23 protein-coding genes, 1 tRNA gene and 2 pseudogenes are annotated in these 26,240 nt (G+C 63.0%); 15 read left to right on the top strand and 11 right to left on the bottom strand.

The window, feature by feature from the left end; translation table 11 throughout:
• Positions 1-3: 3 nt before the first annotated feature.
• Genes plsY through ACFXS9_RS15820 form a run of 3 tightly spaced genes read right to left on the bottom strand, consistent with a single transcriptional unit; the run spans position 4 to position 2,890 of the window.
• Positions 4-597 carry a glycerol-3-phosphate 1-O-acyltransferase PlsY gene (gene plsY, locus ACFXS9_RS15830; RefSeq protein WP_057845685.1) on the bottom strand — a complete coding sequence of 198 codons (594 nt, stop codon included), beginning with the start codon at positions 595-597 and terminating at the stop codon, positions 4-6.
• Positions 598-630: 33 nt separating this feature from the next.
• On the bottom strand, positions 631-1,932 hold the full coding sequence (locus tag ACFXS9_RS15825) for a dihydroorotase (protein WP_392690176.1): 1,302 nt from the start codon (positions 1,930-1,932) through the stop codon (positions 631-633).
• A gap of 4 nt (positions 1,933-1,936) precedes the next feature.
• The gene (locus ACFXS9_RS15820) at positions 1,937-2,890 is read right to left on the bottom strand and encodes an aspartate carbamoyltransferase catalytic subunit (RefSeq protein WP_392690174.1); all 954 of its coding nucleotides are present in this window, start codon (positions 2,888-2,890) and stop codon (positions 1,937-1,939) included.
• Positions 2,891-3,131: 241 nt separating this feature from the next.
• Here ACFXS9_RS15820 and ACFXS9_RS15815 point away from each other — a divergent pair, with 241 nt between their 5' ends.
• The 3 genes from ACFXS9_RS15815 (at position 3,132) to ACFXS9_RS15805 (ending at position 6,432) form a co-directional block, all read left to right on the top strand.
• Positions 3,132-3,878, top strand: coding sequence for a M15 family metallopeptidase (locus ACFXS9_RS15815; RefSeq protein WP_392690172.1), 747 nt, complete (start codon positions 3,132-3,134; stop codon positions 3,876-3,878).
• A gap of 22 nt (positions 3,879-3,900) precedes the next feature.
• Positions 3,901-5,544 carry an acyl-CoA dehydrogenase family protein gene (locus tag ACFXS9_RS15810; RefSeq protein ID WP_392690170.1) on the top strand — a complete coding sequence of 548 codons (1,644 nt, stop codon included), beginning with the start codon at positions 3,901-3,903 and terminating at the stop codon, positions 5,542-5,544.
• 150 nt (positions 5,545-5,694) lie between these two features.
• Positions 5,695-6,432 carry a CPBP family intramembrane glutamic endopeptidase gene (locus tag ACFXS9_RS15805; RefSeq protein WP_392690168.1) on the top strand — a complete coding sequence of 246 codons (738 nt, stop codon included), beginning with the start codon at positions 5,695-5,697 and terminating at the stop codon, positions 6,430-6,432.
• Positions 6,433-6,460: 28 nt separating this feature from the next.
• Here ACFXS9_RS15805 and ACFXS9_RS15800 read toward each other — a convergent pair whose 3' ends face one another.
• The 3 genes from ACFXS9_RS15800 to ACFXS9_RS15790 all read right to left on the bottom strand — a co-directional run bounded on the left by ACFXS9_RS15800 (position 6,461) and on the right by ACFXS9_RS15790 (position 8,893).
• The gene (locus ACFXS9_RS15800; protein WP_392690166.1) at positions 6,461-7,384 is read right to left on the bottom strand and encodes an AEC family transporter; all 924 of its coding nucleotides are present in this window, start codon (positions 7,382-7,384) and stop codon (positions 6,461-6,463) included.
• Positions 7,384-7,866 (bottom strand): Holliday junction resolvase RuvX, encoded by a 483-nt coding sequence (gene ruvX / locus ACFXS9_RS15795; protein ID WP_028345629.1) that lies wholly within the window; start codon positions 7,864-7,866, stop codon positions 7,384-7,386. Before ruvX ends, ACFXS9_RS15800 begins: the two co-directional genes overlap by 1 nt.
• Before the next feature lie 91 nt (positions 7,867-7,957).
• Positions 7,958-8,893: a cyclase family protein gene (locus ACFXS9_RS15790; RefSeq protein WP_392690165.1), complete on the bottom strand. Its 936-nt coding sequence runs from the start codon at positions 8,891-8,893 to the stop codon at positions 7,958-7,960.
• A 200-nt stretch (positions 8,894-9,093) separates the two neighbouring features.
• Between ACFXS9_RS15790 and ACFXS9_RS15785 the strand changes: the two genes are divergently transcribed.
• Complete coding sequence (locus ACFXS9_RS15785) at positions 9,094-9,309, top strand: hypothetical protein (protein WP_392690163.1); 216 nt, start codon at positions 9,094-9,096, stop codon at positions 9,307-9,309.
• On the opposite strand, the gene ACFXS9_RS15780 is transcribed toward ACFXS9_RS15785, so the two are convergent.
• Entirely contained in the window at positions 9,296-10,177 is an 882-nt protein-coding gene (locus tag ACFXS9_RS15780; RefSeq protein WP_392690161.1) for a LysR substrate-binding domain-containing protein, read from the bottom strand. The genes ACFXS9_RS15785 and ACFXS9_RS15780 overlap by 14 nt on opposite strands.
• Before the next feature lie 103 nt (positions 10,178-10,280).
• Here ACFXS9_RS15780 and ACFXS9_RS15775 point away from each other — a divergent pair, with 103 nt between their 5' ends.
• Both ACFXS9_RS15775 and ACFXS9_RS15770 read left to right on the top strand, forming a co-directional pair.
• Positions 10,281-11,255 (top strand): NAD(P)H-dependent flavin oxidoreductase, encoded by a 975-nt coding sequence (locus ACFXS9_RS15775; protein ID WP_392690159.1) that lies wholly within the window; start codon positions 10,281-10,283, stop codon positions 11,253-11,255.
• Positions 11,256-11,294: 39 nt separating this feature from the next.
• Positions 11,295-12,370, top strand: a pseudogene (locus tag ACFXS9_RS15770) (NAD(P)H-dependent flavin oxidoreductase).
• Positions 12,371-12,384: 14 nt separating this feature from the next.
• On the opposite strand, the gene ACFXS9_RS15765 reads toward ACFXS9_RS15770, so the two are convergent.
• A complete protein-coding gene (locus tag ACFXS9_RS15765; protein ID WP_213252013.1) occupies positions 12,385-12,564 on the bottom strand; it encodes a hypothetical protein in 180 nt (59 codons plus the stop codon).
• A 376-nt stretch (positions 12,565-12,940) separates the two neighbouring features.
• Here ACFXS9_RS15765 and gatC point away from each other — a divergent pair, with 376 nt between their 5' ends.
• The 6 genes from gatC (at position 12,941) to ACFXS9_RS15735 (ending at position 18,558) form a co-directional block, all read left to right on the top strand.
• A complete protein-coding gene (gene gatC / locus ACFXS9_RS15760; protein ID WP_392690157.1) occupies positions 12,941-13,228 on the top strand; it encodes an Asp-tRNA(Asn)/Glu-tRNA(Gln) amidotransferase subunit GatC in 288 nt (95 codons plus the stop codon).
• A gap of 30 nt (positions 13,229-13,258) precedes the next feature.
• Positions 13,259-13,474 carry a hypothetical protein gene (locus ACFXS9_RS15755; RefSeq protein ID WP_057850177.1) on the top strand — a complete coding sequence of 72 codons (216 nt, stop codon included), beginning with the start codon at positions 13,259-13,261 and terminating at the stop codon, positions 13,472-13,474.
• On the top strand, positions 13,471-14,946 hold the full coding sequence (gene gatA, locus ACFXS9_RS15750; RefSeq protein ID WP_392690155.1) for an Asp-tRNA(Asn)/Glu-tRNA(Gln) amidotransferase subunit GatA: 1,476 nt from the start codon (positions 13,471-13,473) through the stop codon (positions 14,944-14,946). The genes ACFXS9_RS15755 and gatA overlap by 4 nt, the downstream gene beginning before the upstream one ends.
• 1 nt (position 14,947) lies before the next feature.
• Positions 14,948-15,241, top strand: coding sequence for a hypothetical protein (locus ACFXS9_RS15745; protein ID WP_334363133.1), 294 nt, complete (start codon positions 14,948-14,950; stop codon positions 15,239-15,241).
• Entirely contained in the window at positions 15,238-16,722 is a 1,485-nt protein-coding gene (gene gatB / locus ACFXS9_RS15740) for an Asp-tRNA(Asn)/Glu-tRNA(Gln) amidotransferase subunit GatB (RefSeq protein ID WP_392690153.1), read from the top strand. Before ACFXS9_RS15745 ends, gatB begins: the two co-directional genes overlap by 4 nt.
• 1,569 nt (positions 16,723-18,291) lie before the next feature.
• Positions 18,292-18,558, top strand: coding sequence for a hypothetical protein (locus tag ACFXS9_RS15735; protein ID WP_392690151.1), 267 nt, complete (start codon positions 18,292-18,294; stop codon positions 18,556-18,558).
• A gap of 18 nt (positions 18,559-18,576) precedes the next feature.
• On the opposite strand, the gene ACFXS9_RS15730 is transcribed toward ACFXS9_RS15735, so the two are convergent.
• Together ACFXS9_RS15730 and ACFXS9_RS15725 are read right to left on the bottom strand one after the other, a co-directional pair.
• Positions 18,577-19,536 (bottom strand): YecA family protein, encoded by a 960-nt coding sequence (locus ACFXS9_RS15730; RefSeq protein ID WP_392690149.1) that lies wholly within the window; start codon positions 19,534-19,536, stop codon positions 18,577-18,579.
• 152 nt (positions 19,537-19,688) lie between these two features.
• Positions 19,689-19,782 (bottom strand) — tRNA-Ser (locus tag ACFXS9_RS15725).
• 844 nt (positions 19,783-20,626) lie between these two features.
• Here ACFXS9_RS15725 and ACFXS9_RS15720 point away from each other — a divergent pair.
• Positions 20,627-22,217, top strand: a pseudogene (locus ACFXS9_RS15720) (porin).
• Positions 22,218-22,375: 158 nt separating this feature from the next.
• Here ACFXS9_RS15720 and ACFXS9_RS15715 read toward each other — a convergent pair.
• The gene (locus ACFXS9_RS15715; RefSeq protein WP_392690147.1) at positions 22,376-24,604 is read right to left on the bottom strand and encodes a lytic transglycosylase domain-containing protein; all 2,229 of its coding nucleotides are present in this window, start codon (positions 24,602-24,604) and stop codon (positions 22,376-22,378) included.
• 288 nt (positions 24,605-24,892) lie between these two features.
• Between ACFXS9_RS15715 and dapA the strand changes: the two genes are divergently transcribed.
• Complete coding sequence (dapA, locus tag ACFXS9_RS15710; protein ID WP_065747019.1) at positions 24,893-25,783, top strand: 4-hydroxy-tetrahydrodipicolinate synthase; 891 nt, start codon at positions 24,893-24,895, stop codon at positions 25,781-25,783.
• A 42-nt stretch (positions 25,784-25,825) separates the two neighbouring features.
• Complete coding sequence (gene mscL, locus ACFXS9_RS15705) at positions 25,826-26,239, top strand: large conductance mechanosensitive channel protein MscL (RefSeq protein WP_392690145.1); 414 nt, start codon at positions 25,826-25,828, stop codon at positions 26,237-26,239.
• The last annotated feature ends 1 nt before the right edge of the window (position 26,240 follow it).

The following is a 26,240-nucleotide window of genomic DNA, read 5'->3' as shown; positions in this document are numbered from 1 at the left end:
ATCCTACCTCGCGCCGATCCGTCCTTCAGTCCCGGCCTGCAGCCGCTTGATGTTTTCGCTGTGCTTCCAGAAAAGCAGCAATGTCAGCACGACGAACAGCGACGCCAGCGCGGGGTGGCCGAACCACCACAGGAATAGCGGGGTGACGAAGGCGGCAACCAGCGCCGACAGCGACGAATAGCGCGTGGTGAGGGCGGTGGCCAACCAGATCAGGCAGAACATCACGGCCCCCGGCCAGAACAGGCCGATCAGCACGCCAATATAGGTGGCGACGCCTTTGCCGCCGTTGAATTTGAGCCAGACCGGGAAGAGGTGACCGAGGAATGCGCCGAGCGCGGCCAACATGGCCGCATCGGCGCCGCCGAAATAGCCTGCGATCATCACCGCAACGGTGCCCTTGAGCATATCGCCGATCAGCGTCGCAGCGGCGAGGCCCTTGCGCCCCGTGCGCAATACGTTGGTGGCACCGATGTTGCCGGAGCCGATCGAGCGCAGGTCCTGCGTGCCCGCGACTGTGGTCAGCACCACCCCGAAGGGAATCGAGCCCAGCAGATAGCCGAGAACGAATGCCAACGGCAGCCATACTTCAGGTGACATCGCCGTTACTCCACGCGGGCTGGTTAGGACGAATCAGACGTGTTCATAAACTGTCCGCCCGCCCACGATAGTACGCACGACGCGCCCCGAGAAGCGGGCTTCGTCGAACGGCGTGTTCTTGCACTGCGATTTGAGGTCGGCGGGATCGAGCACCCAGGGCGTATCGGGGTCGATGACGATCACGTCGGCCGGGGAACCAGCCCGCAGCGAGCCGCCGGGCAGGCCGAGAAGCTCCGCAGGGCGGGTCGACATCGCCCGGATCAGCGTCTTGAAATCCATCTCGCCGTTGTGGATCAGCCGCAGCGCCGCCGGCAGCATGGTCTGCAGCCCGACCGCGCCGGAAGCCGCTTCCGCGAACGGCAGCCGCTTCACCTCGACGTCCTGCGGATTGTGATCGGACATCACGACATCGACCAGGCCGGAGGCGACCGCTGCGACGAGGGCGAGGCGGTCCTCCTCGGTGCGTAGCGGCGGCGAAAGCTTCAGGAAGGTGCGGTAGGGGCCGATGTCGTTTTCGTTCAGCGTGACGTGGTTGATCGATACGGAAGCACTGACGTCGAGGCCGGCGTCGCGCGCGCGCTTGAGGATTTCCAGCGACTCGATCGACGACAGCGAGGCCGCGTGATAGCGCCCGCCGGTCAGCGCCACCAGACGCATGTCGCGTTCGAGCATCACCGCCTCGGCGGCGTTGGGAATGCCGGCGAGCCCAAGCCGGGCGGCGAACTCGCCCTCGTTCATCACGCCTTCGCCGACGAGATCAGGGTCCTCGGTGTGGTGCACGATCAGCGCGTCGAAATCCCGCGCATAGGTCAGGGCCCGGCGCATTACCTGCGCGTTGGTAACGCTCTTGTCGCCATCGGTAAAAGCGACCGCGCCAGCGGCCTTCAAGAGGCCGATCTCGGTCATCTCCACGCCGCCCAGCCCCTTGGTCAGGGCGGCCATCGGGTGGATGTTGACGATGGCGGTGTCGCGGGCGCGGCGCAGCACGAAGTCGACGGTGGCCGAATTGTCGATGACGGGCGAAGTGTCCGGCTGGCAGATGATCGTGGTGATGCCGCCGGCAGCCGCCGCCTGGCTTGCAGAGGCAAAGGTTTCGCGGTGGCTGGCGCCGGGTTCGCCGACAAAGGCGCGCATGTCGATCAGCCCGGGAGCGACGATCTTGCCGGCGCAATTGACGATGTCGGTACCTTCGGGCACGCCGGCGGCGCCGATGCCGCGCCTTGAATCCCGGATCGTGCCATCGGCAATCAGAACGTCCCCGAGGCCGTCGAAATCCCGGGAGGGATCGACGACGCGGGCATTGGCGAGCAGGATCGGGCGTCGGTCGGTCAGCATGATCTCACGCGTTCGGCAGGTTGCGGGCGAGCGCTTCAAGCACCGCCATGCGCACTGCCACTCCCATTTCCACCTGTTCACGGATCAGCGATTGCGCGCCGTCGGCCACGATCGAGTCGATCTCGACGCCGCGGTTCATCGGGCCCGGATGCATTACCAGCGCGTCCGGCTTGGCGTAAGCGAGCTTTTTCTGGTCGAGGCCGAAATAGTGGAAGTATTCGCCCGACGACGGCACGAAGGAGCCGTTCATGCGCTCGCGCTGCAGCCGCAGCATCATCACGATGTCGGCGCCGTTGAGGCCTTCGCGCATGTCGCGCGCGACCTCGACGCCCATCCGTTCGATACCGCGCGGCAGCAGCGTGGAGGGGGCGACGACGCGGACGCGCGCGCCCATGGTGTTGAGCAGGAGGATATTGGAGCGCGCTACGCGGGAATGCATGACGTCGCCGCAGATCGCGATCACGAGGCCTTCCAGCCGGCCTTTATTCCGGCGGATGGTCAGCGCGTCCAGCAGCGCCTGGGTCGGATGTTCGTGCGCGCCGTCGCCGGCATTGATCACGGAACCGTCAACCTTGCGCGCCAGAAGTTCCACCGCGCCGGAGGCGTGGTGCCGCACCACCAGGATATCCGGGTGCATGGCGTTGAGCGTCACCGCGGTGTCCATCAGCGTCTCGCCCTTGCGGATCGAGGACGAGGACACCGACATGTTCATGACGTCGGCGCCAAGCCGTTTTCCCGCCAGTTCGAACGAGGATTGGGTTCGGGTGGACGCCTCGAAAAACAGGTTCACCTGGGTGCGACCGCGCAAGGAGGTGCGCTTTTTGTCCACCTGGCGGTTGAGCTCGACATATTCCTCGGAAAGGTCGAGCAGGCCGGTAATGTCGGCAGCGGAAAGCCCCTCGATTCCCAGCAAGTGCCGGTGCCCGAGGACGAAGGTCGATTTCGATGCAGGGATCATTAAAACGAGAGCTATAGGCAGAGATGCCATGCAGGGCAAGCTTCAAATCCGAGGTGCCGACTTATCCACTAGCGCTTCCGCGACAGGGTAAATGGGTCTCCCAGTGTTCCGCGCCTGGGGATTCCACTAGAATGGCCGGGATTGGCACGCGGTACATGGGGGAAAACGTGCGGCATTTCACTCAATGCATGCGGATCATGTGAGCGCTGGCGTGATCGTCGGCAGGGGTGCGGGAAGGCGGATGACACTCGCGGCGATGTTCGCGGCGGGTTGCATCGCTAGCGCCGCCGCGCAGGCGCCAAAACTGCCTGCCGGTTTCGTTTATCTGCGCGACATCGATCCGACCATCATCCAGGATATCCGTTACGCCGGCTCGAACAATTTTGTCGGCCGTCCACTGCGGGGCTATCAGGCTGCCGAATGCGTGGTGAAGCGCGAGGTCGGCATGCGCTTGAAGAGCGTTCAGGAAGAACTCGCGCTGCAGAACCTGTCGCTAAAGATGTTCGATTGCTACCGCCCGGTGCGCGCGGTGGCCGACTTGGTGGCGTGGTCGCGCGATGGCCGCGAAACACCGGCGCAGAAGCGCTACAATCCATCGTTAAGCAAGGCCGACCTGTTTCGCCTGGGCTATATTGCTAAACGTTCCGGGCATTCGACCGGTGCGGCGCTCGATCTCACATTGGCTGATCTGAAGGCCGACAATTCGGCAACCTTCGATCCCGCCAAGGATTATGCCGACTGCATCGCCCACGTGAACCTGCGCGCGCCGGAAGGCAGCGTCGACATGGGCACCGGCTACGATTGTTCCGACGCCAAGTCGCACAGGGCGGCGAAATCCATCACCGTTGCGCAACGCCGCTGGCGCGAGAAGCTGGTTCAGGTGATGGCGCAGCGAGGATTTGTAAACTATTCGAAGGAGTGGTGGCACTTTTCGCTGCCGGGCGCGGGCGGGCAGGCCTATGATTTCCCGATCACGCCGCGGAAGTGATTTAACCGTTCCAGGATCAGCCATGAGCCAGGCAACATTTTCGACCCACGAGGTCTTCAACCAGTCGCCGCCATTTTGGGATGTCGATCTATACGTGGCCGACCGGCCGCTGCTTGATGCAGTCGCCGCCAATGGCGGCGCTGCGGCAGAGGGGGAGCTGTCTGACTTCGGCAAGCATTGGGGTTCTGCGGCAATGGCGGAGCGCGGCCGCATTGCCAACGAGAATACGCCCAAGCTGCGTGCCTTCGATTCACGCGGTAATCGCCGCGACGAAGTCGAGTTTCACCCCGCCTATCACGAACTGATGGCGCATAGTGCGCATGCCGGCGTGCACAATTCGACCTGGACCGCCGACGGCAAACCGGCCGGCGGTGCGTCCGAAGTGGTGCGCGCGGCAAAATTCTACATGGCAGCACAAGTCGAGACCGGGCATCTCTGCCCGATCACCATGACGCGCGCGTCGGTGGCGGCGCTTGCGGAACAGCCTGACCTGTTGGCGAAGGTGATGCCGGTCGTCGCGACGCGCTCCTATGACCCGAGCTTTGCGCCGTGGCCGACAAAACGCGGCATGACGCTCGGCATGGGCATGACCGAGAAGCAGGGTGGCACCGACGTCCGCTCCAACATGACACGGGCGGAGCGTGACGGTGACGTCTACCGTATCACCGGACACAAATGGTTCATGTCGGCGCCGATGTGCGACGCTTTTCTGGTGCTGGCGCAGGCCAAGGATGGCTTGACCTGCTTCTTCATGCCGCGCTTTGCCCCGGACGGCTCGGTCAACGCGATCCGGTTCCAGCGGCTGAAAGACAAGCTCGGCAACCGCTCGAACGCCTCCTCGGAAGTTGAGTTTCACAGCGCCTACGCCGAGCGCGTCGGCGCCGAGGGCAAGGGCATCCGCACCATCATCCAGATGGTGCAGTTGACGCGGCAGGATTGCGCGATTGCTTCCGCCGGCCTGATGCGATCGGGGCTGGCGCACGCGCTGCACCACGCGCGGCACCGCAGCGTGTTCCAGAAACACCTCGCCGACCAGCCGCTGATGCAGGCGGTGCTGTCGGACATGGCGCTGCATGTCGAGGCCACCGTCGCGCTGGTGATGCGGCTATGCCGTTCGTTCGATCGCGCTCCCCTTGACGCCAAGGAAGCCGCCTATATGCGGCTGCTGACGCCCGCCATCAAATACTGGGTCTGCAAGAGCGCGCCGGGCTTTCTCTATGAGGCGATGGAGTGCCTCGGCGGCAACGGCTACGTGGAGGAGGGCATTCTGGCGCGGCACTACCGGGAGTCGCCGGTCAATGCGATCTGGGAAGGCTCCGGCAATGTGATGTGCCTCGACGTGCTGCGCGCGCTGTCGCGCGAGCCGGAAGCGGCCTCCGGCATCGTGCATGAACTGACCGGCGAGACGCTCGGATTGCCGGGCGCGGGCGAAGCAACCGCGTTCATCGGCAAGGCGTTCCACCGGCCGGACAGCGAGCGTGTGGCGCGGCTGGCGGTCGAAAAGCTGGCGCTGCTGGCGGCTGCTGCGGCGCTCAATGCCGTGTCGCCGCGGCATGCCGAGTTGTTCGCAGCCACGCGTCTTGCCGGCAACCACGCCGGCATGTATGGCGCGGTCGATCTGGATAGTGGCTATGTCCGCGGCCTTCTGGAGCGCGCGCTGCCGTGAGCATGAATGCGTCTCACCGTCGTGGCTGGGTTTTCCGCCTTCGCTGAAGCTTCAGCGGCAAGCCCGGGCATGACGAAGATAATCCTCCGGCTATGAAAGTCACTTGATGGACTCCTCACCACCGCAAGTCCCGCTGCCGTACCGCCAGCGATGCCAGATCAGCGGCCGCCATGCGCCTGGAAATTCTGGGGCACGACGCTGTGGGGCCTGTTCATCTTTGCCGCGGTGTTCCTCGGCCAACTCTCGGTCATCATCTATTTTGTGCTGCGGCAGGGCGGATCGTTCGACATCGCTGAGGCGATCCGTGCCATCGGCGGCGGCCTGACGATCTCGCTTTCGGTCATCCTGGGATTGCCCGCCGTGCTGCTGGCGACGTGGATTGCAATCCGACCGACGCGCATTCCCTTTGCCGATTATCTGGCGCTGCGCTGGCCCTCATGGCGCAATTTCTTCATCGGCCTCGCTGCGCTGGTCATTCTCGTCGGCGGCTGGGACCTGCTGTCGCGCGCGCTCGGGCGCGAGGTGACGCCGGGCTTCATGGGCGAGGTTCTGAAGACAGCGCAAGCCGACGGCGCGCTGTGGCTATTGGTGATCGCGTTTGCCGTCGCTGCGCCGATGTGGGAGGAGATCTTCGTGCGCGGGTTTCTCTACCGCGGCTGGTCGGAGTCGCGGCTCGGCGTCGCCGGGGCCATCTTCCTGTCCTCGCTGGCGTGGACTTCGCTGCATCTGCAATACGACTGGTTCTTTTTCGGCGAGGTGTTTTCGATCGGCCTGCTGCTGGGCTATCTGCGCTACCGCACCAATTCGACCTGGCTGACCATCGCGCTGCACGGCATCAACAATCTGGCGGCGACCATCCAGACTTTCTGGCTGGCGGGGCAGGGGTAAGGCTCTTTCCCCGTCATTGCAATGACGGCTATGCCACCAGCGCGATCGCGATCGGCATCGTGATCGCCGCCAATATCGTCTGCAGCGTGATGATCTGCGCCAATAGAGGCGCGTCGCCGCCCATTTGCCGCGCCAGCACATAGGCGGAAGACGAGGTGGGCACGGCCGAGCAGACAGCAACGATCACCAGGCTTGAGCCCGATATGCCGAACCACAGCGCCAGCGCGACGCCAAGAACCGGCATCAGGATCAGCTTGAAGAACACCGCGATCGAAGCGGCTAGGCTCGGACGGAACATACCTGCAAGCTGCAGGCCCGCGCCGGTGACGAGCAGTCCGATGCCGAGGGAGGAGCGGCCGAGCGCCTCGGCGACGTCGTGCCAGACCTGTGGCAGCGGCAGATGCGTGACATTCACCGCAAGCCCGATCGCGCAGGCCCAGATCAAAGGATTCGTCAGCACTGTCATCACGATCGCGCGGAGCGACTGCTTTTCCGGCGTAGCGTAGTGAGCCAGCACCGACACGCTGAACACATTCACAAGCGGAATGATCGCGACCATGGCGACGGAGGCCAGCGCCAGCCCGGTGTGGCCAAAGAGATTGCTAGAGATGGCGAGCGCGACAAAAGTCTGCCAGCGCGTTGCGCCCTGGAAGATCGAGGTGAAGGCCGGGCCATCGATGTTCCAGCGGGAGAAGAGGGGCCGCAGCGCCAGGCACAAGAGCGACATCACTAGCGCCGAGAGCATCAGCGCGCCGCCGACCCCGGCCACCGGAACGCTGGACAGATCGGCCTTCACCAGCGTCTGGATCAGTAGCGTCGGGAACAGGACGTAATAGGTCAGCCTCTCCAGCCCGTGCCATTGCGTGTCCAGCCGCATCAGGCTGCGCTTGAGGATGAAGCCGAGCACGATCAGCAGAAACACCGGCAGCAGCGCCGAGATCACCACCGCCATCAGCGATCCCCGCGCAGCTTCTTGAGCCGGTCCAGCGCGCCCTGCAGGATGAAGATCGCGGCGTGCTCGTCTATCACCTCGGCGCGGCGGGCGCGAGAAACGTCCATGCCGATCAGCTCACGCTCGACCGCCGCGGTCGAGAGCCGCTCGTCCCACAAGGCAATGGCAAGCCCGGTGAGATTGGAGAAATTGCGGGCAAAGGCGCGGGTCGATTGCGCGCGCGGCCCCTCGCTGCCGTCCATGTTGATGGGCAGCCCAAGCACGAAGCCGACCGCGTTGCGCTCGCCTGATATCGCGAGCAGCCGCGCCGCGTCGGCCTTGAAGGCCTTGCGCTGGATGGTCTCGACACCTGTCGCCAGCCGGCGATCGGGATCGGATACAGCGACACCGATGGTCTTGGTGCCGAGATCGAGGCCGATCAGGGCGCCGCGCTCGGGCCAATGGGTGACGGCGTCGATCAAGGGGAGGATGGGGGCGGGCATCGCCCCGCTTAACACGCGTCGCGGCGCGCACGCAAAGCCGATCGCGGCGTGGCATCCATGCGAGAACGCCACGCCGACCGTCGATAGGGTCCTATCGGATCGCGACCGGGTTGATCATGCTCTGCACGCCGCCCTTGAAGCGCGGCTGGCCGAGCACGAACAGGAACTCATACGCCTTGTCCCTGGCGAGGTCCGCTGTATTCAGCACTTCCATGATGTAGGTGCCGTTCATCGCTATCAGGATCTGGTGCACCTCGAACACATTCTTGCTCTCGAACGGAATCACCTCGACGCCCCAGGTGTCCGCGCCGACGGCGACGACGCCCTTGCCGGTCAGGTATTTCGCGCCTTCAACACCCAGGCCAGGCTCGCCCGAGTTGAAGCGCTTGTCATCCTTGCCGATCAGGCTGGCCCAGCCGGTATGCAAAAGGACGACGTCGCCTTGGCGGATCTCTACACCCTGCTTCTTGGCGACTTCCTCGATTTCCTTGGTGTTGAAGGCGGTGCCTTCCTTGACCACGTCGGTGCCGTAATGGGCCGCCATGTCGAGCAGCACGCCGCGCGTGACCATCGGCGGGATCTTTTCGACACCGAGCTTCTTCAGCCCGGTGGGGTCGGCGAAATCGGCGAGCTTGTTGCCGTTGTAATAGACATGCTCGACGCCGATGTGGCCGAGGCCGTCGAGCTGGCTGCCGACACCGACCCAGCCCTCGATGATGTCGTCGTTATAGGTGGTCTTGCTCGGCCCCAGGCCGGGAATGCCGGCCTGGCCGGGCTGCACGATCGTGACTTTGAAGGCCCGCGGTGGGTAGGCGGGAGTCTTGGAGTCGACTGGAATGCCGAGCGCGTAGGTCTTGCCGGTCTTGACCAAACCCGCCGCTTTCACGACGAGTTCGGGAGTCAGGTAATTGGCGGCGCCGATCTCGTCGTTCGGTCCCCATTTCGATTTCGTCCAGTCTTGAGCGCTTGCCGTTCCGACCGTACCCAACAGGGCAACAGAACAGCACAACACGAATGCGTTGCGCATTGCAGTTCCTCCCAGAAGTTGACGTTATGGTTTTTGGTAACTAGCGGCTCATACTAACGTAGCGGTGCGCAGCGGCTAGAAATTTTTCGAGCCGATGCGTGCGTTGCGATGGGAGGGCCGCGAGTGCTGTGCCGCAATTCGACTTGTTGCAGAATTGAGGCAGCGGAATTTTCGCGCAACGGAACGCGTGGGGCAGTTCAGTGGATGCGCTAAGCCTGTTCGGCCTGTTCGCGGTGACCGCGATGCTCGTGGCCTACGCGCTGGAGGACCGCAGCCACTGGTTCATCCTTGCCTTTGCAGGCGCATGCGGGCTCGGCTCGGTGTACGGATTTCTGCAGGGCGCCTGGCCGTTCGGGCTGGTCGAAGCGATCTGGGCCGGCGTCGCGCTGCGGCGCTGGAGTGTCAGGCGGCGATGACCTCGCCGTTATTTTCCAGGCAGGCGGCAAAGCCCTGCAGGGCGCTATATTGATGGGCCGTGCGGCGGGTGATGAAAAGCGTCTCGACGCGTGCCTGCGCCGGGTTCAGCGTGTGGACGTTGACGGTTTCGTTCCGCCCGACCACGGCGCGCGGCAGCATCGTTACGCCCATATCGGCAGCGACGCAGCCGATCATACCGTCGAGCGTACCGAGCTCGAAGCGCGTGGCCGACGGCCAGCCGAATTCCGAAAACACCTGTTCGAGCCGCTGCCGGTAGGTGCAGCCGATGCGGAAGACCAGGGCGGTCGGACCCGAGCCGGGCGTGCCTGCGCGTAAAGCACTGAGGCTCTGCCAGCGCCGTGCCGTGACGAGCACCAGCTCTTCGCGGAAGGCGAGCGTCGCGTCGAGTTCGGCATGCTCGATCGGACCGGCAACGAATGCGCCGTCAAATTTGCCGTTGAGCACGCCGGCCACGAGGTCAGCCGTTGTCGAGGTCTGTAGGCTCAATTGAACAGCGGGGAAGCGGCGATGGAATTCGGCGAGCAAAGAGGGCAAGCGTACCGCGGCCGTCGTTTCCATCGAGCCAATCGAAAGCGGCCCCTTCGGCTCGCCGTCGTCGCGCGCGGCCAACACCGCCTCGCGCGACAGCGCCGCCATCCGGTCGGCATAGGGAAGCAGGCGGCGGCCGGCGCCGGTCAGCGTCATGCCGCGGCTGTGCCGTTCGAACAACGCGGTGCCGATCTCGGCCTCCAGCGCCTTCACGCGCTGGGTGACGTTGGATTGCACGGTGTTGAGCTCGTCGGCAGCGCGGGTGATGCCGCCGAGCCGGGCCACGGCCTGGAAGGTGACGAGATCGCTCAGCTCCATGGCGAGCTCCGTTTCTTTCTAGAGATGGTAGAATTCTATAGTATTCATTTTTGGAGAATGATAGTTCGGCCTAGATTGCCTGTCCAGTTCGCAGGGAATGGACATGCCGATCTCCACGCCGTTGACCGCCCGTCTGGGCATCCAGCATCCGATCCTGTCGGCGCCGATGGATGTGATTGCGGGCGCGCGTCTCACCTCCGCGGTTAGTGCTGCCGGAGGGTTCGGCATTCTCGGCGGCGGCTATGGCGACCGGGCGTGGCTCGAGCAGGAGACGGCCAAGCTTGCCGATCTATCCGATCCCTTCGGCATCGGCTTCATCACCTGGAGCCTTGCCAAGCAGCCGGCGCTACTGGATGTCGCGCTTGAAGCCGGTCCACGCGCCATCATGCTCTCGTTCGGCGATCCCACACATTTCGCACCGCGCGTCAAATCATCGGGCGCGTTGTTGATCTGCCAGGTTCAGGACGAGGACATGGCGCGACAGGCGCTCGATGCAGGCGCCGACATTCTGATCGCGCAGGGAACGGAAGCCGGCGGCCATGGCGCCTCGCGCAGCACGATCGACATTGTGCCGGCGATTGTTGATCTGGCGGCCGGCCGGGTGCCAGTCGCAGCAGCAGGCGGGATAGGCGACGGCCGCGGGCTTGCGGCGATGATGATGCTGGGCGCTTCCGGCGTGCTGCTCGGCACCCGCTTTTATGCCAGCCAGGAATGCGACGGCGCGGACGAAGCCAAGCGGCGCATCTGCGCCGCAACCAGCGGCAACAGCGTCCGCGGCATCATTTTCGATCTCTCGCGCAACAATGTCTGGCCGGCGCCGTTTACCGGCCGCTGCCTGATCAACGATCATGCGCGGCGCTGGATGGGACGCGAGGTCGAACTGATGCAGAATATCAAAGCGGTGGCCGCCGAATATGCGGCGGCGAGAGCGGCGGGCAATTTCGATATCGCTGCCGTCATCGCGGGCGAAGCCGTCGGGCTGATTCATGATATCCCGCCGGCCGGCGAGATCGTTGACAGGATCGTTACCGAGGCCGAGCAGATATTGGGCGGGCGGCGGAATTCCGTCGCCGCCTGACCCGCACCGACGTTCAATTCATTCAAAGCGAGCACAACCATGTGGCCAGACCGCCGGATCATCGACCTCTTCAAGACCGAATTTCCGATCGTGCTGGCGCCGATGGCCGGCGTCATGGACGCCGAGCTGGTGATCGCGGCGGCGCAGGGCGGGGCGCTCGGCTCGCTGCCCTGCGGGATGATCTCGGCCGAGAAAGCGCGTGAGCAGGTCAACATCATCCGCCAGCGCATCACCGCGCCGGTCAACATGAACTTCTTCTGTCACAAGCCGGTCGATGCCGATCCTGCGCGCGAGGCCGGTTGGAAGGCGCGGCTTGGCTCTTATTACAAGGAATTGGGTATCGATCCTGCCACGCCCATCAGCGCCGCCAACCGTGCGCCGTTCGATGAAGCCATGTGTGCGGTGGTGGAAGAACTGAAACCGGAAATCGTCAGCTTCCACTTCGGCCTGCCGGATCCGGCGCTGGTCAAGCGCGTCAAGGCGGCGGGCTGCCTCGTGATGTCCTCGGCAACCATCGTGAAGGAAGCGATCTGGCTTGAGGAGAACGGCGCCGACGTCATCATCGCGCAAGGCGCCGAAGCCGGCGGCCATCGCGGCATGTTCCTGACCGACAATATCGCCCAGCAGCCCGGCACGTTTGCGCTGGTGCCGCAGGTGGTCGACGCAGTGAAAGTGCCTGTTATCGCGGCCGGCGGCATCGCCGACGGGCGCGGCATTGCGGCGGCGTTCGCACTCGGCGCATCCGGCGTGCAGATCGGCAGCGCCTATCTGCGCTGCCCGGATCCAAGGTGATCGGACCGGCTCGCACGGCGCTGGCCCAGTCGCATGATGATTCCACCGTCATCACCAATGTCATGACCGGCCGTCCTGCGCGTGGCGTCGCCAACCGTGTCATGCGCGAGGTCGGACCGATCTCGCCGGACGCGCCCGCATACCCGCACGCCGCAACCGCGCTTGGGCCGCTCAGGGCGGCGGCCGAAAAGCTCGGCAAGGTCGATTTCACCAATCTGTGGGCCGGGCAGGCGGTGCGGATGGGCCGCGATATGCCGGCGGCGGAATTGACCCGTTCGCTCGCAGGCGCTGCGCTGGCGCGGTTCAGTGCGCTAAGCGGATAAGACCTATTCGCCGCTCAATGTGCGGGTTCGTCGCGCCTGACGTCCAGATGCTCCGCGGCCAGCGACCGGTAATGTGCGGCCATCTCCTTGTAATGCTGCCTGGAGATGGGGTCGGTCGCATTTTCGGCACGGCGTTCGAACATTTCCGCCTTCTCCCGCAGGATTTTAGCCTGGGAGATTTTAGCCTGGGACATGGCTCTCCTCCCGTTTGGGTCAGGTTAAGCAGGCGAGGTAGATGATCGCGACACCGAGAACGGTCCCGATGGACCAGAGGGCCGGATCCCAGCTTTCCGATCCGGCGCGGTCATTTTCGATGGTCGACATCACACGGCCTCCCGATGTTCCGGCCGCGACTTTCATCCCCCGACTGTTTCAGGACGACTACGTCAATCGATAAAAATGGTTGCGTCGGGGCGCTTTTGCGCAAGAAATCTGGGCTTCGCACACAAAATCTTGTCCATCAGGGCAAGGGCGACCGAATGCGCCTGCGGCCGCCTGTTCCCGCGGTTGCGGCGCAAAGGGGCCTCTGCTATACGGCGGGTGCGAATTCCCCGTTTGAGGCCTATATTTATGTCCGTTGATGCCGCCACCGTTCGCCGCATCGCGCATCTTGCGCGGATTGCGGTCACCGAGGCCGAGGTTCCCCATCTGCAGGGCGAGCTGAACACCATGCTGGCTTTCGTGGAGCAGCTTTCGGAAGTGAACATCGACGGCGTCGAGCCGATGACCTCGGTGACCCCGATGGAAATGAAGAAGCGGCAGGATGTGGTCATTGACGGCGAGATTCCCGACGACATCATCAGGAATGCGCCGGAGACGCAAAACCATTTCTTCCTGGTGCCAAAGGTGGTGGAATAACATCTACTCTGTTTTGAGATCGGAAGTCCGATGTGTCTGCTCTGCGACGATGAAAAGGCTTATCAGGCCTACATGAACTATCTCGACGCGATGGAGCGGCAGGGCAAGGCCGCCGATCCTGACAAGGCGATGGATGCCGTGCTCGATCAGCTCGAGGCAGCCGACAAGGCGCGCGCCCAGGAATCGAACAGCCCTGCCAACGACAAGACGCTTTCTCCGTTCTTCTGCAGCCCGATCAATAAATGACCGACCTGACATCTCTGACGATCGCGGAGGCCCGCGAGGGCCTCGCGAGCAAGTCTTTCACCTCGCTTGAACTGACGGACGCGCATCTCGCCGCGATTGAAGCTGCGCGTTCGCTCAATGCCTTCGTGCTGGAAACGCCCGACCAGGCGCGTGCCATGGCGCGTACGGTCGATGCGAAGATTGCCAAGGGCGAGGGCGGGCCGCTTGCCGGCATTCCGCTCGGCATCAAGGACCTGTTCGCAACGAAGGATGTCCGCACCACCGCGTGCTCGAAAATCCTCGGCAACTTCGTGCCGCCGTATGAATCGACCGTGACCTCGCAGCTCTGGCGCGACGGCGCCGTGATGCTCGGCAAGCTCAACAATGACGAATTCGCGATGGGCTCATCGAACGAGACCTCGTGCTTCGGCCCGGTGGTCAATCCGTGGCGGCGCGAGGGTTCCAACACCACGCTGGTGCCGGGCGGCTCGTCCGGCGGATCGGCATCCGCGGTGGCAGCGCTGCTCTGCATGGGCGCGACTGCGACCGACACCGGCGGTTCAATCCGCCAGCCCGCCGCCTTCACCGCAACCGTCGGCGTCAAGCCGACCTACGGCCGCTGCTCGCGTTGGGGCATCGTGGCGTTCGCATCCTCGCTCGACCAGGCCGGTCCGATCGCGCGCACGGTGCGCGATTCCGCGATCCTGATGCGCTCGATGGCGGGCCACGACCCGAAGGACACGACCTCGGTCGACATCGGCGTGCCCGACTACGAAGCCGCCGTCGGCAAGTCGGTGAAGGGCATGAAGATCGGTATCCCGAAAGAGTATCGCCTCGACGGCATGCCGGCGGAGATCGAAAAGCTCTGGACCGAAGGCGCGGCATGGCTGAAAGCGGCTGGCGCCGAACTGGTCGAGGTGTCGCTGCCGCACACCAAATACGCGCTGCCGGCCTATTACATTGTGGCGCCGGCCGAAGCCTCGTCGAACCTCGCGCGCTACGACGGCGTTCGCTATGGCCTGCGCGTGCCGGGCCGCAGCATAGGCGAGTTGTACGAGAACACCCGCGCGGAAGGGTTTGGCGATGAAGTGCGCCGCCGCGTCATGATCGGCACTTACGTGCTCTCGGCCGGCTATTACGATGCCTATTATCTGCGCGCGCAAAAGGTCCGCACTCTGATCAAGAAGGATTTTGAGGACTGTTTTGCAAAAGGCATCAGCGCGATCCTGACGCCCGCGACGCCCTCTGCCGCCTTCGGCGTCGGCGAAAAAGGCGGCGCCGATCCGGTCGAAATGTATCTCAACGACATCTTTACGGTGACGGTGAACATGGCGGGGCTGCCGGGTATCGCCGTGCCGGCCGGCAAGGATGCGCTGGGACTGCCGCTTGGCCTGCAGTTGATTGGCCGTCCGTTCGATGAGGAGACGCTGTTCTCGCTCGGCGAGGTCGTGGAGCAGGCGGCCGGCCGCTTTACGCCGCCGCGCTGGTGGTGACATGCCGGATTTTCGCGCCAGCCTGACGGATGCAGCGCCCGCGCCGGGCCTCGAGCCGCCGCTGGCCGCGTTGTGGTGGGCTGCCAAGGGCGACTGGGACCGGGCGCACAAGATCGTTCAGGACGAGAGCGATGCGAACGCCGCCTGGGTGCACGCCTATCTGCACCGGGTCGAAGGCGATCTCGGCAACGCCGGCTACTGGTATCGCCAGGCCGGCCAGCCGGTGGCAAAGGATTCTCTGGAAGCCGAATGGGAGCGGATCGTGTCCGCGCTGCTCGGAGGTGGAAAAGCATGACCGTGTCAGTCAAACCGGGAAAATTGATCAAGGGCCAGACCGGCGACTGGGAAGTCGTGATTGGGATGGAGGTGCATGCCCAGGTCACCTCGAAGTCAAAACTGTTCTCCGGCGCTTCGACCGAATTCGGCGGCGAGCCCAACAGCCATGTGTCGCTGGTCGATGCCGCGATGCCGGGCATGCTGCCTGTGATCAACGCGGAATGCGTCAGGCAGGCTGTCAGGACTGGACTCGGCCTCAATGCGCAGATCAACCTGCGTTCGGTGTTCGACCGAAAAAACTATTTCTATCCGGACTCGCCGCAGGGCTATCAGATCAGCCAGTACAAGTCGCCCGTGGTGGGCGAGGGCGAGATCGTGGTCGAACTCGACGGCGGCAGAACCGCCACCATCGGCATCGAACGGCTGCATCTGGAGCAGGACGCCGGCAAGTTGCTGCACGATCAGTCGCCGACCATGTCCTATGTCGACCTCAACCGCTGCGGCGTGGCGCTGATGGAAATTGTCTCCAAGCCCGACATCCGCGACGCCGAGCAGGCCAAGGCCTATGTGACCAAGCTGCGATCGATCCTGCGCTATCTCGGCACCTGCGACGGCGACATGGAGAAGGGCTCGTTGCGCGCCGATGTGAACGTTTCCGTGCGCAAGCCCGGCGGGCCGCTCGGCACCCGCTGCGAAATCAAGAACATGAACTCGATCAACTTCATCGGCCAGGCGATCGAGTACGAGGCCCGGCGTCAGATCGAGATCATTGAGGATGGCGGCACGATCGACCAGGAGACGCGCCTGTTCGACCCCAACAAGGGCGAGACGCGATCGATGCGCTCCAAGGAAGAGGCGCACGACTATCGCTATTTCCCCGATCCCGACCTGCTGCCGCTCGAGTTCACGCAAAGCTATGTCGATGAGCTCAAGGCGGAGCTGCCGGAATTGCCGGACCAGAAGAAGGCGCGCTTCATCGAGAGCCTCGGCCTGTCGCCCTACGATGCCGGCGTGCTGGTGGCCGAGCGTGAGAGCGCAGTCTTCTATGAGACCGTGCTGGATGGACTTGCGGACAAGGCGCGCGACGGCAAGCTCGCCGCCAATTGGGTGATCAACGAGCTGTTCGGACGTCTCAACAAGGAAGGCCATGGCATTACGGCGTCGCCGGTGTCGGCGGCGCGGTTGGCCGCGATCGTCGGCCTGATCGGCGAGGGCACGATCTCGGGCAAGATCGCAAAAGACCTGTTCGAGATCGTCTGGACCGAAGGCGGCGACCCGCGCGAGCTGGTCGAGGCGCGCGGCATGAAGCAGGTCACTGACTTGGGCGCGATCGAGAAGGTCGTCGACGACATCATCGCCGCCAATCCGGACAAGGTCGCGCAGGCGAAGGCCAAGCCGCAGCTCGCCGGCTGGTTCGTCGGCCAGGTGATGAAGCAGTCCGGCGGAAAGGCCAATCCGCAAGCAGTCAACGATCTCTTGAAGACGAAGCTCGGCATCTGAGGCGTCCCGTAACGGGACGACTCCGTCGTTGATTGATGCGCGCGAGCGTGTTTCGATCGTCCATCGCGATCTGAACTTCACCCGAGCGCCCGATAGCGCAGTTGCGAATCGGTGTTTCGCGATTCGCAAAAAGTTCGGTTTTGGCGAGCGGCGATGAGACGCCAACCCTCTGCCCACGAAAATTTTTTATTGCCAAAATTTGCGACTCAGAGTCCGCGCACATGACGTTTCCGCGGCATCAGTGAGTCGCGACGACATCGAGTGCGCATCGAACGTGGTTTGCGCGAATTCAAGAAAGCGCTGCGGCACAGGCGATTCTTGCAATCTTGACAAACGTTGATGTCGGTCGTTGCGGCACTTTTTGCATCGACGCGCGAGCATGTCGCTGCGTCGTCGACTGCAGCGCCGCGCGCGCTCTCACATTGCCGCGTCAACACTTCCTTAAGCGGGACGCTGTTTTTTTGAATGTGTTGGTGTATTCGGGATGTAGTGCATCTCGATTCCCGAGTGCACGCAGCGACTAAGCCATCTCACTACATTAGGAGGGCAACATGGCCAAGAAAGCTAAGAAGGCGAAGAAAGCGAAGAGCGCAGTGAAGAAGACTGCGAAGAAGACCCGCAAGGTCGCCAAGAAGAAGAAGTAAGTTCGCTTCTTTGAAAATTGCCGGCGGCTCGATGCCGGCACGTCACCCGAGCCCCAAGACGAAACGCTGAAGGCTCTGGTCGACGAAAGAGGGTGTCGGCGAGACATCAGGTCAAACGGCTGGATCGTATTTCGGAAGAGCTTGCTCTTTCAAACCGGTCCGGCAGAAGAAACAGGTTTTCTTCGTTCGGTGCGGGCATCCTTAACTGCTCGCAATTTCACCGGGGCCAAAAGCCCGGCTTGAAATCTGGTCCTGACGTGTTCGCCGACGCCCTCGTTCCCTTGGGGCGTACTCGCCCCCGGAACGCCCGCTCTCGCCGGAGCGCTCCGACAGCCGCGCATCAGGCGTCCGGCACTGAAGCTTTCCAAATTCACTTCATCGTCCAAAGCCGCAGACGGTTCGGTTCCGCCTGCCGCGCCGGTCCAGGCGCGTTTCGGTGGCAGGCACGCCTTGAACTCTTGCACGCCCGCAGAGTTGCGCGACGCCCGGAACCGTCAACACTTCCGATCGGGGTGACGGTGACGATGACGATGACACCGACATTGGTCGCAATGGTTATCGTTCTGCAAAACCGCAGGGTAAACCGACCTTCACGATTGGCCACTTCTCCCTGTGCCGCAGATACTTCTGCGATTTCGTATTCAACGGCGCAAGGTGCGCGTTTACACCCCGTTCATCGCGAACCTTAAACTGCCCTTCAAATTTGTTCGGCCATGATCATCCCAACAACAGACCGGAAAACGGCACACGCATGATCCGCCAAAGTGCAGGCGGTTTGGCGATCAGATCAGGCGCTCTTCTAACAAAGGGCGCGCGATCGGACGCAAAACCGGTTTCCACTTTTGCTGATCGCGCGCCGGGGATGTCAGCAATGGACAGGGGCCGCGCTCGGGGAGGGCGGCAACGATAAAAAGGGGAGTTACAGATGTTTCAGGGGCAGATCGATCTCGACACCGCAATTCCGGTGGAGGCGACCGCAGTTCCGGACGTGCTGTTCGAGCGCGGCCTTTACTGGGCGAGCGGCCGTTCCGGCGTGGTCAATCTCGTCGCGGCCCACAAATGGTTCAATCTCGCCGCGCTGAAGGGACGCGCGGATGCAATCTCCATGCGCCGCGAGGTTGCCGCCATGATGTCGGATGCCGAAATCGCCACCGCACAGCGCGAGGCGCGTGCGTGGATGATTGCGCACTAACGCCAGGTGCAGCCGGCGTCAGGCCGGCGGCCCTCCTGCGGCAAGGCAGCACTTCTTGAACTTCTTGCCGCTCCCGCAGGGACATGGATCGTTACGGCCGACGTTACGCCAGGGATTCCTGATCGGCTCGCTGGGGTACGCGAATCCGGGCCAGAGCGATTTCTCATCGCCCGCTTCGAACACGTCGTCTTCGGACCCGCGCGCCCAATCCAGCGATACCAACACGTCCTCGATGTATCCCAGATTGATCTGCGTGAACCGATCGATGTCGTCGGGCGCGCTTTCGGCGTCGGCAAGATCCTCATCGAACTGAGAGCGATCGATCCACTCGGGGATACGGTCTTCGCGAAAGACCTTGTCAACCAGCGGTACCAGATCGCGCAGGCCAAGCAGGGCGATCGCCCGCAGCCAGCCTGCCCAGGCCTGATCGCCGTCTTCGGCCGAGCGCTCTTCATAGAACCGAACAAGCAGGTCCCGAAACCGATCGCGCTGGATGCGGCGCTCCCATGCGAGGAAAGTCGCCGCACCGAACAACGCTTCACGGATGGATCCGTCGATTGAGCGCTCGATGATCAGAGCGAACAGGGCGTCGCTATCATCATCGAACACGCAAGTGACAATATTGGCCAGGCTTTCACTGACGGTATCACGGATGAGATCGTCGACCTCATCGAAGGGCCGGCGCAGCAGGCGCAGGAGCGGCTGGCAAGATTCGCGGTCGCGAGCCCTGCCCAGGATATGAAGCCCGCGGAACAGCAGCAGGCTTTCATCGTCTGACAAGGCCTCGCCATGCGCAGCCCTCTTGAGGACGGCGCGCAATTTCGGCGCGGCTTCTTCGATCCTCGCCGTACAAACCGCGATGGAGAAATCAGGAAGATCTGCTTCCGTTGCGATGGCGTGAAGGTGGTCTTCGATCGGGCCGAGATCAGGCGTATTCTCGCCATCGCCGAGGATTGCTTCGAGTTCTTCCTTTTTCATGCTGTGCTCCACTGCGTGTGGTAAATCCGATGCTGATCGGATGCGCTCGCAACGGCAAGAGACGATCCAGCATCATCGCAAATGGCGCGACGATGGGGTGCGCGACGTCAGGCAAGACCTGCTACGGACGTCTCCGGGCTGGAGATGAGGGATGGCGGAGCCGGAGGGATTCGAACCCTCGATAGGGCTTTACAACCCTATAACGGTTTAGCAAACCGCCGCCTTCAGCCACTCGGCCACAGCTCCATGAGGCGGATATGCCCGACGCGAGCGCGAGCCGCAAGCGGCAGATTCAGGTTACGCCGGGGCTATTTGGTGGCGGTGTGCCGCAGGCGTCCCTTCCGGGTCGATCCCGCATCCCGCGGAGCGGGTCACACCGCTTTCTTTTTCAAGGCTTCGCATTCGATTCGGCGCCGGGATGTAGCCCAACTAAGGGGCCTGGGAGCAGGCGCTTATATGAAGCGTCATCTTCGCCCGAAGCAAATGCATTTCGATCCCGGGGCTTTTTGCAGTTCCTCGTGAGCTGGTTCCCTGCGAGCCGCCGGCCGAAACTGACCATGGCGGGGCGGCATACTCTATATTTGTCATGACTCGCACCCTAACCGGCTGCCCGCGCGTCGCCTTTTCTTGCGCGTGTTTGTTCGCTGCGGATTCGGCGAATCTCGCCATTCGATCCGACGCGATGACATCGTTCGGGGCACAACCGCTTGCTGCGCTGCCCACGTAACAATTCACGTGTCAAATAGAACTAATCAAAAATATCTATTGGAAACAAAGGCTTGCGGAAAAACTTCGATCACAAACACGTGTTATTTGTGCAACACCCTTCGGAAAAGGGGCTGAGTCGGGCCGCTCGAAGCGGTTCCTTTGTTGCTTGTGCAGAAGTCCTCGGTAATTGTGATCGGGCGACGGAGGGGGCATCCCGAGGTCGTCCCGTTTTAGGTGGTTCGCTTAAGTCCCTCGCGTTCATGCGGGAGTGTCCGAAGGCGCGAAGCGACTAAGCGGGTTTCAGGGGACAAGGGAACCAACCTTAGGGTGTCTCACCCAGCGGATCCGGAACCTTCCCTACAGAGCAACTTGGAGGTTTAGCATGAAGATGGTTAAGAGCCTTATTCTCGGCTCAGCGGCGGGTCTGGTCGCCATGAGCGGAGCACAGGCGGCCGATCTTCCCGTCAAGGCCAAAGCGGTCGAGTACGTGAGGATCTGCTCCCTTTATGGTGCGGGTTTCTATTATATCCCGGGCACCGACAGCTGCATGAAGATCGGTGGTTACCTGCGCATTGACACCACGTTCAACGGCAACGTCTACGGTGGTCCGGCCTGGAGCGGCGATCTCGGTCAGGGTAACCGCTACCGCGATTACTTCGCTAGCCGTTCTCGTTTGGCGCTCACGGTTGATACCCGTACCGCCACCGAATACGGTGTTGTCCGCACCTTCGGCCAGGGTAACTTCCAGTTCAACAACTTCGGCACGGGCAACCCGAGCGCACTTGCCGCGTTCCCGGGCGGTGCTTCAAACGCGCTCAACACCGCGGGTGGCGGCTACGTAGCAGTCGACCAGATCTTCCTGCAGTTCGCCGGCTTCACCTTCGGTAAGTCGGTGTCGGCTTTGCGACGCCCTGGAATGGCTATCCGGGCAACAACAACTCGTTCTTGATGGGTGGCCCCGACTACGTCACCGGCGTCAACAACATCCAGTACACCGCTCAGTTCGGAAACGGCGTGTCGGCCACCATCGGCCTCGATGATCCGACCCAGTACGGCCGTACCTCCCTGCTGAACCTCGGCGTGGCCGCCACACCCGCAGGGTTTGCATTGGGTGCCGTCCAAGCCACGGCCGCTGGTGCTAACGCCTACGGCGGAACGCATGCTCCTGACATCGTCGGCAACATCCGCGTCGATCAGGCCTGGGGTCTGTTCCAGATTTCGGTGCTGCGCATCTCGTGAACGCTTCCTACAACATCCTCAACGTTGGCGGCACTCCGAACAATCTGTCGGAAATCTCCGGTCACCCCGAAGACAAGTGGGGCGGTGCGGTGATGGCAGCCTTGCAGATCAAGAACCTCCCGACCGGTCCGGGCGACGACTTCAAGATCGATGCCACCTACTCCAAGGGTATGACGAAGGCCGTGGTCGCCACGAGCGGTACGTCGCCGAACTTCGCGATGTTCGGTTCAACCGGCCTTGCGGGCGGTTACCAGAGCATCGGCTTCGGCCAAACGGCTGATGGGGTTTTCCTGCCCGGGTTTATTACCGGCGGTCTTACCGGCGACATCAAGCTGGTGGATGCATGGGGTATCCGTGGTGCGTTCAACCACAACTGGGATCCCTTCTGGTCGACCAGCCTCTGGGGCAGCTACGGTTCGGTGCGCTACGGCGGCGACGCTCTGGACATCCTCACCGCCAAGGGTCAGTTCTGCGCGAGTTTCAACTTCGGCAAGGTCGTGTCTGCAGACTATAGCTGCAACCCCGACTTCAACTTTGCTCAGGTTGGTGTGGTCACCCGCTGGACTCCCGTCAGGAACCTGACGTTCTCGGCTGAAGTCGGCGCGTTCTTCCTCGACCAGAAGTTCACGGGCTCTGCCATTCTGACGCCGGCGGCTCCGAAGCCGACCGCCGTGTACGAGTTCAGGGACCAGAGCACCGTCTTCCTGAACGTTCGCGCTCAGCGTAACTTCTGATCCCGAAAGACTTGAAACACTAGGAGAACCCCGGCAGGCAACTGCCGGGGGTTTTTCATTGCGAGTTGGCGAATGGCGAATAGGGAGTGGCGAATAGGGAGGATTGGCAGAGTGAGGGTCCACTCGCCATTCGCTATTCGCCACTCGCTCGAAAGCCGCTATTCGACGCTGGCGCCGCGGTGCAGGTCGGCTTCAATTTGAAGCTTGGTCCCGCCGCCGAATCGCGCGCGATAGACCTGCAGATTCTCCATAATCCGCTGCACGTAGTTCCGCGTCTCGGAGAACGGGATCTGCTCGACCCAATCGACCGCGTCGACCTTGGGATCGCGGGGGTCACCGTAACGCTCGATCCATTTCTTCACACTGCCGCGACCGGCATTGTAGCCCGCGAAGGTCAGGATGTAGGAGCCGCGGTAGTCCTCGAGCAGCCCGCCGAGCTCGGCGGCGCCAGGCATGGCGTTGTAGACGGAGTCCGTCTTCATCCGCTGAAGATCGAAGCTGACGCCGGCCCGCTTGCAGACATAGCGACCGGCGTCCGGCGTTACCTGCATCAGCCCGTAGGCCTGGGCCGGCGAGACCACGGCCGGATTGAAGGCGCTTTCCTGCCGCGCGATCGAATAGATGACGCTGGGCTCGACCTCGGGTCCGATCTGCTTGAACGACGGAATGCCGGTGACGGGATAGGCGTAGACATCGAACGGCAGGCCGCGATTGAGCGCGGCCTTGCCGAGCAGCAGCATGCCGCGGGCGTCGCGGTAGCGCGAGGTGAGTTCGCCGAGACCCACCAGGGCTTCGGGATCGCCGTTCTCGCCCATGTCGGCGAGAATCGTTATCGCGAGTTCGCGCTCGTCGAGGTCATATAGCAACTGCACCGCGCGAACGATCTCGAATCGCTCGACGCCGCGGCCGCGGGTGCTCGGGACGCCGTTCAACTGAAGCTGCGGCAGGCCAAGCTTGGCGCGGGCGAGCTGACCATAATAGCTGGTTGATTGTTCGGCCGCGCGCCCATAGGCCGCGCGGGCCTCTTGCGCGCGGCCCGCCGCTTCCGCGGCACGGCCTTGCCAATAGCCGGCGCGCGCCAATGCAGTCGGGTTTACGCTGCCGACGCCGATGCGCGCGAAGTGCTGGGCTGCGACCGCAGGATCTTTCAGGAACCGCAGCGCAATCCAGCCAGCGGTGAATTCCTGCTCGGTCTTGTAGATGTCGCGCGTCGGCAGCGCTGCATCCCGCGCGATGAGATACGCGGTGCGATGCTCGCCGACATCAAGCATCTTGCGCGCCAGCAAGCGCCGCTCGATCCACCATTCGTTGAGATTGTGCAGGCGATTCGGGTCTTTCGGCGCGCTCAGCATGAGCTGCACGGCCTCATTGAACTTCTCTTCGCGGCGAAGTAGCTGGATTTTCGCGAAGATGTAGCCGGTTTCGCCGTGCAATTCGCGCGGCACCGCCTCAAGCAGCGCCCTGAGGTTGGAAGACTTTTTGTTGGCCGCGATCCGCGCTTTCGCAAGCGCGACATGGCCTGAGCCGAGCCGTTTCGCGGCGCGCATGCCGCCGGTCTCCTGCTCGGTGCCGTAAAGCAGCGACTCCATCCGCGCCTTGTGGTCGCCCGCCGTCAGCAGCGCGCCGAACATGTCGAGCGCGGCGTTCTCGGTGTCTTCCGACATGCCGTCGTGACGCCAGGCCTCGCGGACCAGCCGTTCGGCATTGGCGCGGTCGCCGCGTGCGAGCATCGCCTTCGCCAGCGCGAACTTGCCCTTGCCCGAGATCGGCGATTCGTTCTCGAACCACGACCAGACGGTCGAATCGTCGCGGCGGTCGTCCCACAGCGCGGCCTCGATGCGCCGGCGCAGGAAAGTCTGCGACGGCCAACTCGGATTGGCTGAAATAAACGCACGGTAGCGCTCGACCGAGGCGTTGTTGTTATCGCTGCGCAGGATCACCCATTCCGCGAGCTTGCGGGCGACCGGATCCGAGATCGACGCTTGCACCTGCGTTGCATCGCCGGGCTTCTGCTTGCGCACCAATTCGATGATGTTCTCCAGCGCGTCCTTGTCGGCCTGAGACGTCGAGGAGGTCGCGGCCACTGCGGCTGGGGCGTGTCTGCGCGGAGGCGGCGCGACAGCATGCTGGCGGGTCGCAGGCGCCAGAACAGGCGGCGGCGGGGCCGGTGCTGCATGCGCCGGCGCGGTCGGTGCAGCCGGGGTGCCGGTATTCGCTGTCGGCGTGGACTTGGGAACGACGTTGCGGGCAATCGGTCGCGGCTTCGGCAGGGGAACTTTTGACTTGGCCCAGGTTTCCAGAGGGAAGGAAGTCAGTCCGACCGCCAGCGCCAGGCTTGTGGCCAGTGCGGTCGATCGCAACGCGGCGGCGCGGGCGGAAGGGATCACGGCTTTCCTCTGCGGCGGCGAATCATTCAATCGCTCCAGCCTTGGTCTATTTTGATTGAATATGTGGACAAAATGCTAAAAACGTCGCGATGGACCTGTTTGCGCCATCACCACGGCAAAATCGCGGCTATCGGCGTTCGAGGATGGCAGATATTGGACCGCGGCAGGAATGAGCGTCGGAACAAGGCGCTAGCGCCTGATGCACGGCCTTTCGTCTGGTCGCCAGACCCGATATGAATTGAAATCCAGTTTCGGTCGTGCCGTTTCTTAAGCGTTTGGAGGAAGTCCATGGCAGCCAAGACAAAATTCCGGGGGTCGTTTACCGCCTTGGTCACGCCATTCAAGAACGGCTCGGTCGACGAGGCCGCTTTCCGCGGCTTGGTGAACTGGCAGATCGCCGAAGGTACCCACGGCCTGGTCCCGGTCGGCACGACCGGTGAAAGTCCGACGCTGAGCCATGACGAGCACAAGCGCGTGGTCGAATGGTGCATCGACGAGGCCAAGGGCAAGGTGCCGGTGATTGCCGGCGCGGGCTCCAACTCGACCAAGGAAGCGGTCGAGCTTGCCGAGCATGCGGAAAAGGCAGGAGCAGATGCCGTGCTCGTGGTGACGCCGTACTACAACAAGCCCACCCAGGAAGGTATGTACCAGCACTTCAAGGCGATCAACGATGCCATCGGCATTCCGATCATCATCTACAACATTCCCGGCCGTTCCGTGATCGACATGTCGGTCGAGACCATGACGCGGCTGTTCGCGCTGAAGAACATCGCCGGCGTGAAGGATGCGACCGCCAGCATGGTGCGGGTATCGCAGCAGCGCGCGGCGATGGGCGAGGACTTCAACCAATTGTCGGGCGAGGACGCCACCATCCTCGGCTACATGGCGCATGGCGGCCATGGCTGCATCTCGGTCACGTCGAACGTCGCGCCGCGGTTGTGCTCGGAATTCCACGCGGCATGGCAGAAGGGCGATCATGCCACCGCGCTCAAGCTGCACGACAAGCTGATGCCGCTGCACAACAACCTCTTCATCGAAAGCAATCCGGCGCCGGTGAAATACGCGCTCTCGCTGCTCGGCAAGATCGACGAGAAGCTGCGGCTGCCGATGGTGCCGGTATCCGAGCCCACGCGGGTCGCCGTGCGCAGCGCCATGGTCCATGCCGGCCTGATCAACTAGGGCGGTTCCGCTTCGCCTGAAGAACGAAGAGGGGAAGCCAGCATGCTGAAGGAATTCCGCGAATTCGCGATGAAGGGTAACGTCGTCGACCTCGCGGTTGGCGTCATCATCGGTGCGGCCTTCGGCGCCATCGTGACCTCGCTGGTCGGCGACGTCATCATGCCGGTGATCGGCGCGATCACCGGCGGTCTTGATTTCTCCAACTATTTCACGCCACTGTCGAAGGCGGTAAACGCCAGCAACCTGGCGGACGCCAAAAAGCAAGGCGCCGTACTGGCTTGGGGCAATTTCCTTACGCTGACGCTCAATTTCCTCATCATCGCCTTCGTGCTGTTCATCGTTATTCGCGCGATGAACAAACTGAAGCGCAAGGACGAAGCTGCGCCAGCGCCGCCGAAGCTGACCCGACAGGAAGAACTGCTGATCGAGATCCGCGATCTCCTCAAGAAGGGCTAAC

It is taken from the genome of Bradyrhizobium sp. RDI18 (genome assembly GCF_043203335.1).
Taxonomy (GTDB): domain Bacteria; phylum Pseudomonadota; class Alphaproteobacteria; order Rhizobiales; family Xanthobacteraceae; genus Bradyrhizobium; species Bradyrhizobium retamae.
Note: the sequence above shows the minus strand (reverse complement) of the source record. Positions and strands in the feature narration are given on the sequence as shown.